Here is a 13,565-nt window from a genome sequence, read left to right on the forward strand (position 1 = left end):
GGGTTTCGTTTGTTTTTTATCAGCTTTCATGGTTGGTGAATAGATCTGTTACAGCATGAATGACTTCAATCCCCTGCCATACAAATAAATTCAGCGCTGTGAAAGAAAATAAGCCTAAAATCACCATTCTTAAGATAAACAACATGTTTAACAGCCTCCTCATATTTTCGTTACATAATCGGGTGATGTTGAACATGAAGTTTGCCGAAATAAGACGATTGATAAAATTTGGCCAGTATAAAGCTTTTTTTCCGCTGACGTCTGCGGGAGTATCCCGTACTTTTGCTTTCAGCGGTCAGCAGCAGAACAGCCATTGCCCATAAAGCGGTCAGCGTAAATGCCCCTGTGATGGATTTCTTCTCATCATCAGCATTTTGGCCGGCTTTCATCTCATGCATTTCCTGCTGGTCGGCTACGGCTTTATAATGATGGCCGATATCAAAGGCGTGGGGAATTGAGAACAAATGAAAACTGGCAATCGCCAAGAATAAGATGGATGCTTTCAATATCGTTACTTTTTTCAAATGATCTCCCCCTCCTTTAATATTACTGAATATTTTTATAATAATACCCCGATCCATCCTAAAAGTAAACCTGATTTATTAAATTTAAAAATAAATTTAACCTTGTTAAGTATATATCTTTTTGCTTATTTTTGAAAGAGAAAACTTCTTTTATTAGCGTATGTATACCTGGTTTATGGTGTGAATAAAAACATATTTTAAATGATATGTTTGTTGTTTAGGGTTTATTACTTTATTTATGTGCTAAATCAAAGGGAAAGGCAAGAGAATGGGAAGAAATGATTACATTGTTAATAGGACACTCTTTTTTAAAAGCCAGCTTGCAAGGAATGTTTTTATTCGTAGGAAAATAATAGAGAAGGGGTCGACAGAGTAACATCTGGCTATGACAATATTCTTCTCGAAAAAACTTCCTAATTCGTCATATTGTGATATAATAAAACTCGTTATGTTAAAAAATCTAACATCAAAATCGAATTCGTGTTGAATTGATGAAAACGGGAGGTAAATATGGAGTCTTTTTTCAATAGTTTAATTAATATTCCAAGTGATTTCATCTGGAATTACCTATTTTATATTTTAATAGGGCTTGGATTATTTTTTACCATACGTTTTGGTTTTATCCAATTCCGTTATTTTATTGAAATGTTCAGAATAGTAGGGGAGAAGCCGGAAGGAAATAAAGGTGTTTCATCTATGCAGGCATTCTTTATTTCGGCCGCATCCCGAGTCGGCACAGGGAATTTGACTGGTGTAGCCTTAGCAATTGCGACAGGCGGACCAGGCGCTGTATTTTGGATGTGGGTAGTAGCTGCAGTAGGTATGGCTTCAAGCTTTGTTGAGAGTACATTAGCGCAGCTTTATAAGGTGAGAGACGGGGAGGATTTCCGCGGAGGCCCGGCTTACTACATTCAAAAGGGTCTTGGAGCGAGATGGCTTGGCATCGTTTTTGCTGTCTTAATTACCGTCTCATTCGGCTTGATTTTTAACGCTGTTCAAACAAATACAATTGCTGGAGCATTGGATGGCGCATTCCATGTGAATAAAATAGTTGTAGCCATAGTTCTGGCGGTTTTAACTGCGTTTATCATTTTCGGCGGTTTAAAACGTGTTGTCGCTGTTTCACAGCTAATTGTGCCGGTTATGGCAGGCATTTATATTCTTATCGCTTTATTTGTTGTCATCACGAATATTACGGCTTTCCCTGGCGTGATCGCTACAATTGTTAAAAATGCTTTAGGTTTTGAACAAGTCGTCGGCGGCGGAATAGGCGGCATCATCGTTATCGGTGCGCAGCGCGGACTTTTTTCAAACGAAGCAGGAATGGGGAGCGCACCAAACGCGGCTGCGACGGCTCATGTATCCCATCCGGCAAAGCAAGGCTTTATTCAAACATTAGGCGTATTTTTCGATACATTTATCATATGTACATCCACAGCATTTATTATTTTGCTGTACAGTGTAACACCAAAAGGCGACGGCATCCAAGTAACACAGGCTGCTCTTAACCATCACATTGGAGGCTGGGCGCCGACTTTCATCGCAGTCGCAATGTTCTTGTTTGCATTCAGTTCAGTTGTCGGCAACTATTATTATGGCGAGACAAACATTGAATTTATTAAAACAAGCAAAACATGGCTGAACATTTACCGTATCGCTGTTATTGCTATGGTTGTGTATGGATCTTTATCAGGCTTCCAAATCGTTTGGGATATGGCGGACCTCTTTATGGGTATCATGGCGCTGATCAACTTAATTGTGATTGCGCTGCTGTCAAACGTTGCTTACAAAGTGTATAAAGATTACGCGAAACAGCGTAAGCAAGGACTTGATCCTGTGTTTAAAGCGAAAAACATCCCAGGGCTGAAAAACGCTGAAACATGGGAAGATGAGAAACAAGAAGCATAATATAAATATAAAACAAAGCTGCATTCAATAGTTGAATGCAGCTTTTTCATTATTGGAAATAAATTTAATTTATCGACTCGAATGAAAAATGACGTGTAAAGTCCCAATTCAGTCCAGTTTTCTTTGTTCTATATGTGTCATGTGTGTCTTATTCAATGGAGATAGAGTAAATTGACAGGCTTTTAAACCTCCCAAAAACAAGAAATTAGGTTGATAGACAATCATGAGAAAGATTTTTACAATGAGTTCGTGCTCATAAGAAGTGAAGAGCCAAAATGATGCGAAGGAGGAAAAGATCAGATATGAAACGGTCAATCTCTATTTTTATTACGTGTTTATTGACTACGTTATTGACAATGGGCGGCATGATGGCTTCGCCGGCATCAGCAGCAGGGACAAAAACGCCAGTAGCCAAGAATGGCCAGCTTAGCATAAAAGGTACACAGCTCGTTAACCGAGACGGTAAAGCGGTACAGCTGAAGGGGATCAGTTCACACGGATTGCAATGGTATGGAGAATATGTCAATAAAGACAGCTTAAAATGGCTGAGGGACGATTGGGGTATCACCGTTTTCCGTGCAGCGATGTATACGTCAGATGGCGGTTATATTGACAACCCGTCCGTGAAAAATAAAGTAAAAGAAGCGGTTGAAGCGGCAAAAGAGCTTGGGATATATGTCATCATTGACTGGCATATCTTAAATGACGGTAATCCAAACCAAAATAAAGAGAAGGCAAAAGAATTCTTCAAGGAAATGTCAAGTCTTTACGGTAACACGCCAAACGTCATTTATGAAATTGCAAACGAACCAAACGGTGATGTGAACTGGAAGCGTGATATTAAACCGTATGCGGAAGAAGTGATTTCCGTTATCCGCAAAAATGATCCAGACAACATCATCATTGTCGGAACCGGTACATGGAGCCAGGATGTAAATGATGCTGCCGATGACCAGCTAAAAGATGCAAACGTTATGTACGCACTTCATTTTTATGCCGGCACACACGGCCAATTTTTACGGGATAAAGCAAACTATGCACTCAGCAAAGGAGCACCTATTTTTGTGACAGAATGGGGAACTAGCGACGCGTCTGGCAATGGCGGTGTATTCCTGGACCAGTCGCGGGAATGGCTGAAATATCTCGACAGCAAGACCATCAGCTGGGTGAACTGGAATCTTTCTGATAAGCAGGAATCATCCTCAGCTTTAAAGCCGGGGGCATCTAAAACAGGCGGCTGGCGGTTGTCAGATTTATCTGCTTCAGGAACATTCGTTAGAGAAAACATTCTCGGCACCAAAGATTCGACGAAGGACATTCCTGAAACGCCAGCAAAAGATAAACCCACACAGGAAAACGGTATTTCTGTACAATACAGAGCAGGGGATGGGAGTATGAACAGCAACCAAATCCGTCCGCAGCTTCAAATAAAAAATAACGGCAATACCACGGTTGATTTAAAAGATGTCACTGCCCGTTACTGGTATAAAGCGAAAAACAAAGGCCAAAACGTTGACTGTGACTACGCGCAGATTGGATGCGGCAATGTGACACACAAGTTTATGACGTTGCATAAACCAAAGCAAGGTGCGGATACCTATCTGGAACTTGGATTTAAAAACGGAACGCTGGCACCGGGAGCAAGCACAGGGAATATTCAGCTTCGTCTTCACAATGATGACTGGAGCAATTATGCACAAAGCGGCGATTATTCCTTTTTCAAATCAAATACGTTTAAAACAACGAAAAAAATCACATTATATGATCAAGGAAAACTGATTTGGGGAACAGAACCAAATTAGTTAAGCTTTTTTTGGCGGACATCAGTAACGATGTCCGTTTTTATCATCTAATAGGAGGTTTGCGTTGTGGATGAAATACTGAAACAGTATATGGTGCTGTACAAAAAAATGAGTAATATGATAAATGGTCCGGACTATCCAGGTAAGGAAAAAGACATCCAGCATCAAAAAGATCAGATCGAAGTTTACGAAAAACAGCTGCAGCAAGGATTTTCTACAGATTATGACTATGATGTGTTTGCTGATTCTGTTATCAAATGCGCATATGGCGATATGACGCTGGAGGATTTAGAAGCAGTTTATTATGGATTGACAACACCATTTTTTTGATTTGTCATTCAGCAGTAAAATTTCAAAATTTCAATTTCTGTCTCACTAACTTAAGTATACTTTGATATTGAGACAGAAATTTATTTATTTTAATTACTTCCTAGAATATATATTATGTAAACTAAAAAGCGGATTCTTTTAATAGTTATTAACTCTTGGCCTTCCACCTTTTCTTCCTCTAGCTCTAGCTGCTTTAAGCCCAGACAATGTTCGTTCACGAATAATGTTCCGTTCAAACTCGGCCAGAAACGATTACATACCAAAATGCTTTACCAGGCTGCGTACTTGTATCTAAAACATCTTGTATACTAATAAATTCGCCACAAATAGACAAGAGCTTGTATCACTTAGATACTAGCTCTTTTTGTACTAAAGCCCTCCTTAATTGAATTAACCGCGTGTTCTTATGTGACGTTGGATTCAACGGCTAACTCTTTGATATGCGTTTATCACAGCCTCTCGGTTATGTCACTTGTTGCTGGTCTTCTTGATCAAGTCCACGCCATCGTATGCCAGACTTTCCACACTTGCAGCCTTCTGCAGTAAGTAATGATCAAAAAAGCTTTTCGTGTAGTCTGTAACAAGATTTCGCATCTCCATAGCATCCCGTTTGCCTCTGAGTTCCTCATTAACACTGGTAAACACGATGTCGCAGTAATCTAAATGCGCAGCACGATCAACAGAGAAATAATAGGTTTCCATGCTATTGTTAGCGCCAATTATCGCACTCATGTTATAGTTAGGTTCACAAAACAGTAGCAAGAAGGGTTTCTTAAGGTCGCTGTCGAGAAGGCCGAACGCACCGCTATCCAAGCCTATCCCGCAGGCGAACCGTTCGTCGTCCCGGCAAACTATCGCCGTCGTAGGCCCTCCATAAGAATGTCCGACTATGCCCATGCCGATATTAAGCCATAATCTGCCCTTAAAGATGGAATTCAGTTCTCCAGAGTCCAGTTTGAAAAGATAATCGGCTACATACCTTATATCTTCTGCCTGTAATTCGCTATACTCTGTTAACTTGGCAAGTATCGGCAGTGTAAGCACATTTTGACACATCTCAATGGCCGTTTCATCGTCAGGCCGCATCTCCATCTTACCAGCCAACTCCACCATCTCCGGATCTTCAGAAAACGCCATAATGACATCCGAAAAATCCTTTGATACATTAAACAGGCGCCCATCTTTACGCTTATACATCGTGCTATTCTGATGGCCGATGCTTACCACTACATATCCCATGCTTGCCAAGTCTGTACAGATCACAGTACCCCATTCTGGAGAACCGCCCCCGCCGCAAACATAGAATAACACCGGATAGCGCTTTTCCTTCCCGGAGAGAGCAAGGTCGTCGTAACACTGGGTCTTGATATCGATAGAGTAAGCATCCTTCAACGCTGTGAGAAGCGGCTGCTCATTCAACATCTCGTAGACTTCAGGAAACATGTACGTTGATGTAGTCTTACCTTCGCTACTGTCGGACGGATAGTACACAAACGCCGTCAGTTCTCTTTTTGAGTGATCTGATGCCGTGTACTCAAAATCCATCTGGGTTCGACCGACAGTATAGCCGCCAATTGGTTCGGGAAATGCGTCATAAGTTATCACTTTCTTCTTCCCCCTTAATTAATAAAAGTGGCGAATGAAACTACATACATTGCGCTTTAAGCGCTTTTCAAAACTGTGAAACTATTACATCCATCTTCAGTGAATCATATCTACTCCTTGGCTATCTTGAGATCGTCAGAAAATTTATGATCTTCAAGCAGCCCATGACTCAAGCGTTCTACATTTCCCCTTCCATGAATATTCATAATATCTCAGTAATAGTGCACCAGTCGTGTTGATGCCCTCCTACATTTAAAAACCTTGAATCATGCGTCTTTAAAACGACGTACGACACGAAAAAAGCGATTTTCTGATCGGAAAATCGCTTTTTTCAGACTTCGACTTTTTTATTCCCGTGCAGGGTTTAGATTCGTATCCGCTCCAATGCGGTACCGCTTGTCTTGGTGTCCTTAACGATTTACAACAAATGTTGTCACGCTTTGAGCTGGAAGATGGGCCCAAAAATGATTGCCTGATACAGTGAGATTCGTTCCAGGTTGTAGATTGCTGCTGCTGCTCGTGATCCATCTAGATACGTTTGAAGCAGATCCATTCTGCAAAACAAAGTTTTGGTTGACTCCTGTGTTGCTTTTATTGATGGCAACAATAACGACCTTGTTGTCACCTTTATAGGCTGACACGTAAACGTTCGCATTAGGGTTTTTCGTTGCATCAATCCTTACATAGCCGGGACGCACAAACTTTGAGAAATGAGCCATATTGTAGCCGCGTTTGCTGATCGTGCCGTCTTCTTTCATAGGACCGTATGATCTTCGGATGTACCACCAAACATAAGCTTGAAAATCTCCCTCTACCATCGAACTGTGAATATGATGTGAAACATCCAATGCCTCAGGCCATCGATCCGCCGAGTTGTTATCACTGTTCGGATAGTATACTTCCGTCATCCAAAGGTCCTTTCCTGCTCCTTTTTGTTTGAAAAGAGGATAAGGGAATTGACTGACCTGAGTGCCGTACAGGTGAGTTCCGAGAATATCCATATTGCCAAGAGCCTGCGGATCGTTTAAAATTGGGTCCGACAAATTCTTCAAGTATTGAAATGACTCAGGCGCAATGACGCGGGCATTGATCGAGCCGGCGTTTTCTCTCATAAAGTGAAGTATTTCTTGCGGCGTCCACCACGTCCACTCGTGAGCGTAATCAGGCTCGTTTTGTACCGAAATCGCGTAAAGATTCACACCATTATTCTTCATGAAGGTAACAAAATCGTTAAGATGCTGCGCGTATGCTGCGTACTTGTTGTATTTCAGCCGTTTAGCCGATGTGTCACCATTACGATTAAAGGTCTCAACCATATCACTTGGAGGATTCCAAGGAGAAGCAAAAACGATTGCTCCATGTTTGACCGCACTCTTTGCAGTCTCCACCTCTTTATACCAATTATTTCGATTTTCATCTACATGAATTCTTAAGATTGAAAATCCTAACTGGTTCTGTCCATTGCCAAAAGCAGTTTCTCTTTGAGCTGCTGTAAGATCCCCAATCCAAGCCGGGTGATTCATCCCTCCAAAACCGCGAATCACTTGTTTCTCTGCAGATACATTAACTGTTACATCACTGGCTGCCAAAACTTCAGTAGCGCCTGGCCCTAACATGACTGGCAACATAGTGAAACATACTAATAATACACAAATTGTTTTTTTAATGCGTGGAATCATTTATTCCTCTCCTTCGTCATGTGTCTTTTACGGTATTAAAAATCTGCATGGCATATCGGGCTGTTCCGGTGCTGGCCCGTACTTCACCCGCCTCGTTTTTAAGCGGTCCCATTACGAGTACTATCTTTGCGTAAACTGCCAGTAATCAAAATTAAGCAAGTTTCCTGTACCTGTTCCGGTAAATACAAAGAATACTTTGTGCACACCGGTTGCCCCGCTTACTGGAGTTTCTATTTCTCTCCACGTTTGCGCTCCACCTGTGGAAGGTACATTTAGGGTTCCTACAAGTTTACCGTCTGCACTGTCGAGGCGCACTTCTATTTTCCCGCCTATAGTGGATGCTACATTTGCTTTAAATGTCCTGGCACCGCCCGCTCCGAAGTCTGCATTTCCTACAGCAATCCAGTCTCCATTTTGAATGCTTGTTACATGCTGATTATTTACTGGCCCGCCGGGTGCTGTCGATTTCTCTGTCAAAATGCGTCCATTCCAAGCAAACGTTTCAGCTTCTACCCGGTTATATGGGTTTAAATTGGAAAGCTGTGTTACACCTGCATAATTTGCCGCTACCTCTTGAATAGATCCATCTGCATTATGCACCAGCTTATTAATATGTGGAGAACGGTATCCTTTGCCGGCCCCGAACAAAGCGGAACTGACAGTTTGAGCATGGTACACTGCATACCACTCGTTTTTAAAATTGAAAACAGCATGATGGTTGTTTCCGCCGCCTCCGAAAAATGCACCCGGATTTTTCAGGAAATGCCCTCTATATGTAAAGGGGCCCATGGGACTTGAACTTGTCATGTAGCCGATCTCACCCGGGGGTTTATCGGCCGGATGCGTGCCGCCGAAATTGATGCAATAGGAGTAATAATATGTTCCGTTATACTTGTGCAATCCCGAATCTTCAAACATGAAAGGCGCATCAATTGTAGATGCACTTCCAACAACACTCGTCATATCAGATCCCAATTTTATGACTCTAGCCGTTTTAGGATTGGCCCATTGTGCCTGCGTTGGATTTGAACCGCCAGGAACGCCTCCGCCGGCATACAGGTAACCGGTTCCGTCATCATCTACAAATACTGCCGGATCAAAAAGCCATACAACACCAGACATTCCTGGCGTACTTGGCGTTACGAGCGGTTTTCCGATTGGGTCGGTCCATGGACCAATCGGGCTGTCTGCGGTGAGAACCCCGATACCTCCGCCGCTGTTTGCGAAATAAAGGAAGAATTTATCCTTGCCATTGATTTTTTTAACTGCGATTGACGGTGCCCATGACGCACCTGCCCATTTTGCAATTCCACGGCCTCCATTAGCTCCATTGACACCTGCTACCGGAATGGCTCCGTGGTCTGTCCAGTTCACCATATCCGCTGAAGATATGACGAATACTCTATTCAAATTGGCAAATGAATTATCTTTAATTGTTCCGTTGCTATTATATTCATAGTCATCACTTGACATATAGATGTAGACTCTTCCGTTATAGGTCAGCGCAACCGGATCCGCTCCCAAATGATGGTCGATAAGCGGGTTTGAATTCCCTATATGTTTTGCAATTGTAGTATTTGTGGCAGCATACGCAGACTTCCCAGCTAAGCAGCTCAAAAGTAAAGCAAGAACCCATAAACATACGCTATACTTTTTGCTCATCACTTCACATCCTCCCTTTTCCAAAATAGGGTATTTCCTTTTGAAATTTTGATGACAACAGGTCACGAAGAACGCACGCATAAAGTAGCCGGAAGCTGTTTAGCCTGGAAAATTAATTTTGCATACATGGATCGAATGTTCCCAGTTCCTGTTCTGAAAGCTCATCTTCATGTGTTTCCATTCTCTCCTTCCTTCGAGGAGATCGCACCACTCCTTCAAAATTGTTCAAAAAAATTTCCCCATTCCTAGCGACCATTGTCCAGAAAATAAAAAGACAGGATTGTTCATGGCCTCCCACTAATCACATTGAACGGAAATTACATCATTATCCAAGATATCCCTTTATCTAACATCCTACATCATTAAAAAAATTGTGTATAGAAACTTTTGGAGGAGTTAGTGTTCGATTCTACAAAGGAACTGGATACATTTATTCATTGATAAGATGGGGCTAACACTCCGTTTATATTTGTATGTAAAGATAGTTTTCAGACACAAAAAAACAGCCGTCAATGCGGCTGTTTTTTCAAGAGTATAAGAACTATTGAGCGGTATACCCGCTTTTTCATGTTTTGTTCATATTTTATTAATTGTTTATTCAACACTGTCCGCTATAGTAATCCATATCAACAAATATGACTGCCACTCGCATCTTTTATGAAGGGAGGTTCGTTACGCTGAAAGAAAAAATAAAGACATTAGGCCGTTTTTGCACCGTAGGCGTCGGCAATACGCTGATAGATTTTGGTGTCTTCTTTCTTCTTACCGCTTGTCACGTCTCTTATCTGCCGGCGCAGATCTGCTCCTATACTGCAGGTATCGTCAACAGCTATGTGTGGAACCGGAATTGGACGTTTTGTGTGAAAGGTAAGGCTGACGGGAAAGAGATCGTGCGTTTTCTCATGATTAATATTGCCGCGTCAGGGATCACCTTTTTGCTGCTTTATTTGTTTCAAAACTGTGGCTGTTCGCTATTGGTGAGCAAGCTCGCCGCCACTATCGGCGGAATGATGATGAATTTTATTGGAAACCGAATCTGGGTATTTGGAGATTCGCTGAAAAACATACAGGATCAGGAGTGAGGATGAATGAGAAAAAAAGTGAGAAAAGCGGTTATTCCCGCAGCGGGTTTAGGAACGAGATTTCTGCCGGCGACAAAGGCGCAGCCTAAAGAAATGCTCCCAATCGTCGACAAACCGGCGATCCAATATATTGTAGAAGAGGCCGCAGAGTCAGGAATTGAAGATATATTGATTATTACAGGGAGAAACAAACGCTCAATTGAAGATCATTTTGATCGGTCGGCGGAATTGGAATTCAATCTTCGGGAAAAAGGCAAGACGGAGACACTTAAGGAAATGCAGCAGATTGCCGATTTGGCCAACATTCATTACATCCGCCAGAAAGAACCGCTCGGATTAGGCCATGCGGTGCTGTGTGCGGAGCATTTTATCGGAGATGAGCCTTTTGCCGTTCTCTTAGGTGATGATATTATGGTGTCTGAAACACCGGCTCTTCGGCAATTAATGGATGTATATGACGTTTATGGCACAGAGGTTGTCGGTGTACAGTCAGTTCTCCCTGAGGATGTCAGCAAATATGGTATTATAAATACATCAGGGTCTCAAGGGCATGTATACGAAGTGAACGATTTAGTGGAAAAGCCTTCTCCTGAAGAAGCACCTTCGGAAATCGCAGTAATGGGACGTTATGTGCTGAATTCTTCGATCTTCTCCGTTTTGAAGACAATTGGCAGAGGCGCGGGCAACGAAATTCAGCTGACAGATGCGCTTCGTGAGGTTTGCCGTAAGGAGCCGATCCACGCCCGGCTGCTGGAAGGAAATCGATATGACATTGGCGATAAGCTAGGCTGTTTTAAAGCGAGCACCGAAATCGGCTTAATGCGTTCCGAAATGAGATCTCAGCTTTTGGCCTATTTAGAAGATGTGATCAAACGGGAAACGAAAGAAATGCTGCGGTAAAAAAATTGTAACCATCTTGCTCGTCAATCAGTCATATAATAGTGAAAAAGATTAGGACAGGTTGTGAAGAATGTGGGCAGTTTGATAAACGAAATTTTAACATGGCTGACGAACATGGGATATGCGGGTATTGCGATTGGGTTAATGATTGAAATCATTCCGAGTGAGATTGTATTAGCTTATGGCGGCTATATGGTATCGGAAGGCACGATTGGATTTATTGGCGCAATTATTGCGGGTGTTATTGGGGGTACCATTGCCCAGATCTTTATTTACTGGATCGGTCGCTATGGCGGCAGGCCATTTCTGGACAAATACGGGAAGTATTTATTGATTAAAAAGCATCATATCGACATGTCGGAAAACTGGTTTCAGAAATACGGCGCCGGAGTTGTCTTCTCGGCTCGTTTTATACCGGTTGTCAGACATGCCATATCCATTCCGGCAGGTATTGCCAGAATGCCTTTTCTCAAATTTGTGGTACTGACTGTGCTTGCTATCATTCCATGGTCTATTCTGTTTGTTTATTTAGGCATACAGCTAGGAAGCCAGTGGGATGATGTTGAGAATATAGCGGGCACTTATACAACACCGATTATGATATTGGCTGTTGTCGTGATAGCCCTTTATTTTGTGATTAAGAAACGTACAGCCATATTTAAACGATAGCTAGCGGATATGCATAGGGGTGACTGACGCTCCCCTATGCATATTTTTTTACTTCCGATGTTGATTTGCCAGCTTCAGATTCTCCGCTAAAAATGCGACAAACACTTCATCCCGCACGAGCGATGCGGCATAATTTCTCTTAATAAACCATTCTGCCTCTTCAAACGCTGCGAATGTTTCGTCTTGGGTTTCTCCGTTAATTTGAATATTCCATTCGTTGTCTATAGGGAAAAGAAAAAATCTCATTTGTGCGCGATTTTCATATAATGATCCATTCGCAGATCCCTTTAGATTATAGATGTTACGGAAGGCATCCGGCCGTACAGGATCAATACGGAAAGCTTCAGCTACAAACAACTCGTATACTTCATCGGTTATTGAACAGCCGGACGCTTTTGCATGCCCTCCGCCGCCATATCGGCCGGCGATTTCTGACACATCGATGTAATCATGAATGGTGCGGAGACTGACTCGTTTTGACCCCATGCTCAAAATCGCAATGTAATCGAGGTGCGGATTATCTTTCCCTAGCCTGTTCCCCAGCTCTGAATGGTACGATTCAGCGTGAACGATGCCTACACAGTGTTCGTGAACAAAGGTTTGTACCATTTCCCTTTTCTTTCTGCGGAGGTAGCGCTCGATTTTTTCGTCTTCTAAATCAAGCAGTTTTTCTTCAAAATCATCGAAGAAAAATTCGTCATGCGCGGAAAGGCGCTGGATCATTTTTGCTTCAAATTCATCGATTGACAGCAAAAAGAAAAGATCATTAAGCCGCTTCGCCTGTTTTTGATCGTACCGCTCCCACTCCCATGTATCGTATTGGCGGACGAGCTCTGTGAATTGATCTAAGGCATTTGTCGGTTTCATGAAGCCATTTTCAACGAGATAACCATATAAAAGCGATGTCGCGGATGTGAGCCTTCCATCATCGTATTCCACCTGGACAAATCCCCATTCATGCTCATTCAAATGAAGAGCTGTTTTATGATGGTCAATGAGCTTCACTTTGCCCCCTGCATGAACATACTCATTCAATCTCTCTTCGTTTTCTTCATTGACGGCGAGATCGGTGATGAATAACGCGTCCTGTCTGTTGCTCTCCTTCGCTTTTTCTAAAAAGTACTGCACCTGTGCGTTTAAGCCGTTGACAGAGTTATACCGGACCTCTACGTCTTTTCCGAACGCCAATTTTGCTACGATTCCGCATCCTACTCCGTCCAAGTCGTTATGTGAATATAAATGATACATAATGTAGGCCCCTTTTTATGATAAACTGACAATTGCCGCTAGAGGTGCGGCAGCCTTTATTTACTATTCTAAAAAACAAAGCGTTTTATGCAAAGGTAATTAGTTGACATAATGTTGTTATTGTAAATATATAAAGGAGCGCTTTTTTTGCGCTCC

The 13,565-nt window shown here is 42.3% G+C and carries 12 protein-coding genes and 1 pseudogene; 6 read left to right on the top strand and 7 right to left on the bottom strand.

Annotated features, from left to right (window positions below):
* Positions 1 to 19: 19 nt before the first annotated feature.
* Positions 20 to 145 (bottom strand): hypothetical protein, encoded by a 126-nt coding sequence (locus NX903_RS09130; protein ID WP_003231548.1) that lies wholly within the window; start codon positions 143 to 145, stop codon positions 20 to 22.
* A gap of 25 nt (positions 146 to 170) precedes the next feature.
* Positions 171 to 524 (bottom strand): hypothetical protein, encoded by a 354-nt coding sequence (locus NX903_RS09135; protein ID WP_003245190.1) that lies wholly within the window; start codon positions 522 to 524, stop codon positions 171 to 173.
* A 510-nt stretch (positions 525 to 1,034) separates the two neighbouring features.
* Here NX903_RS09135 and NX903_RS09140 point away from each other — a divergent pair.
* The 3 genes from NX903_RS09140 to NX903_RS09150 all read left to right on the top strand — a co-directional run bounded on the left by NX903_RS09140 (position 1,035) and on the right by NX903_RS09150 (position 4,564).
* On the top strand, positions 1,035 to 2,432 hold the full coding sequence (locus NX903_RS09140; protein ID WP_086343890.1) for an alanine/glycine:cation symporter family protein: 1,398 nt from the start codon (positions 1,035 to 1,037) through the stop codon (positions 2,430 to 2,432).
* Positions 2,433 to 2,734: 302 nt separating this feature from the next.
* Positions 2,735 to 4,234 (top strand): endo-1,4-beta-glucanase EglS, encoded by a 1,500-nt coding sequence (gene eglS, locus NX903_RS09145; RefSeq protein WP_086343891.1) that lies wholly within the window; start codon positions 2,735 to 2,737, stop codon positions 4,232 to 4,234.
* Positions 4,235 to 4,300: 66 nt separating this feature from the next.
* On the top strand, positions 4,301 to 4,564 hold the full coding sequence (locus NX903_RS09150; protein ID WP_003231535.1) for a YnfE family protein: 264 nt from the start codon (positions 4,301 to 4,303) through the stop codon (positions 4,562 to 4,564).
* A 147-nt stretch (positions 4,565 to 4,711) separates the two neighbouring features.
* On the opposite strand, the pseudogene NX903_RS09155 reads toward NX903_RS09150, so the two are convergent.
* The 4 genes and pseudogenes from NX903_RS09155 to xynD all read right to left on the bottom strand — a co-directional run.
* Positions 4,712 to 4,883, bottom strand: a pseudogene (locus tag NX903_RS09155) (recombinase family protein); the annotation flags it as partial.
* Positions 4,884 to 5,032: 149 nt separating this feature from the next.
* Positions 5,033 to 6,169, bottom strand: coding sequence for an alpha/beta hydrolase (locus NX903_RS09160; RefSeq protein WP_144486638.1), 1,137 nt, complete (start codon positions 6,167 to 6,169; stop codon positions 5,033 to 5,035).
* Positions 6,170 to 6,579: 410 nt separating this feature from the next.
* Entirely contained in the window at positions 6,580 to 7,848 is a 1,269-nt protein-coding gene (gene xynC / locus NX903_RS09165) for a glucuronoarabinoxylan endo-1,4-beta-xylanase XynC (protein WP_086343892.1), read from the bottom strand.
* A gap of 120 nt (positions 7,849 to 7,968) precedes the next feature.
* A complete protein-coding gene (gene xynD / locus NX903_RS09170; protein WP_086343893.1) occupies positions 7,969 to 9,510 on the bottom strand; it encodes an alpha-L-arabinofuranosidase in 1,542 nt (513 codons plus the stop codon).
* A 635-nt stretch (positions 9,511 to 10,145) separates the two neighbouring features.
* Here xynD and NX903_RS09175 point away from each other — a divergent pair.
* From NX903_RS09175 to NX903_RS09185, 3 genes are all read left to right on the top strand, one after another.
* On the top strand, positions 10,146 to 10,592 hold the full coding sequence (locus NX903_RS09175) for a GtrA family protein (protein ID WP_046381058.1): 447 nt from the start codon (positions 10,146 to 10,148) through the stop codon (positions 10,590 to 10,592).
* Positions 10,593 to 10,598: 6 nt separating this feature from the next.
* The gene (galU, locus tag NX903_RS09180; RefSeq protein ID WP_014479952.1) at positions 10,599 to 11,492 is read left to right on the top strand and encodes a UTP--glucose-1-phosphate uridylyltransferase GalU; all 894 of its coding nucleotides are present in this window, start codon (positions 10,599 to 10,601) and stop codon (positions 11,490 to 11,492) included.
* Positions 11,493 to 11,564: 72 nt separating this feature from the next.
* Positions 11,565 to 12,161 carry a DedA family protein gene (locus tag NX903_RS09185; protein ID WP_086343894.1) on the top strand — a complete coding sequence of 199 codons (597 nt, stop codon included), beginning with the start codon at positions 11,565 to 11,567 and terminating at the stop codon, positions 12,159 to 12,161.
* Between the two features lie 48 nt (positions 12,162 to 12,209).
* On the opposite strand, the gene nrnB is transcribed toward NX903_RS09185, so the two are convergent.
* Positions 12,210 to 13,409: an oligoribonuclease NrnB gene (gene nrnB, locus NX903_RS09190; RefSeq protein ID WP_086343895.1), complete on the bottom strand. Its 1,200-nt coding sequence runs from the start codon at positions 13,407 to 13,409 to the stop codon at positions 12,210 to 12,212.
* Between the last annotated feature and the right edge of the window lie 156 nt (positions 13,410 to 13,565).

The sequence above is a fragment of the Bacillus sp. FSL R5-0576 genome (genome assembly GCF_038004765.1).
GTDB lineage: Bacteria > Bacillota > Bacilli > Bacillales > Bacillaceae > Bacillus > Bacillus subtilis.

Coding starts and splice junctions, on each gene's coding strand:
- NX903_RS09130 (WP_003231548.1), bottom strand. CDS start 145: ATGTTGTTTATCTTAAGAATGGTGATTTTAGGCTTATTTTCTTTCACA.
- NX903_RS09140 (WP_086343890.1), top strand. CDS start 1,035: ATGGAGTCTTTTTTCAATAGTTTAATTAATATTCCAAGTGATTTCATC.
- eglS (WP_086343891.1), top strand. CDS start 2,735: ATGAAACGGTCAATCTCTATTTTTATTACGTGTTTATTGACTACGTTA.
- xynC (WP_086343892.1), bottom strand. CDS start 7,848: ATGATTCCACGCATTAAAAAAACAATTTGTGTATTATTAGTATGTTTC.
- xynD (WP_086343893.1), bottom strand. CDS start 9,510: ATGAGCAAAAAGTATAGCGTATGTTTATGGGTTCTTGCTTTACTTTTG.
- NX903_RS09175 (WP_046381058.1), top strand. CDS start 10,146: ATGACTGCCACTCGCATCTTTTATGAAGGGAGGTTCGTTACGCTGAAA.
- galU (WP_014479952.1), top strand. CDS start 10,599: ATGAGAAAAAAAGTGAGAAAAGCGGTTATTCCCGCAGCGGGTTTAGGA.
- nrnB (WP_086343895.1), bottom strand. CDS start 13,409: ATGTATCATTTATATTCACATAACGACTTGGACGGAGTAGGATGCGGA.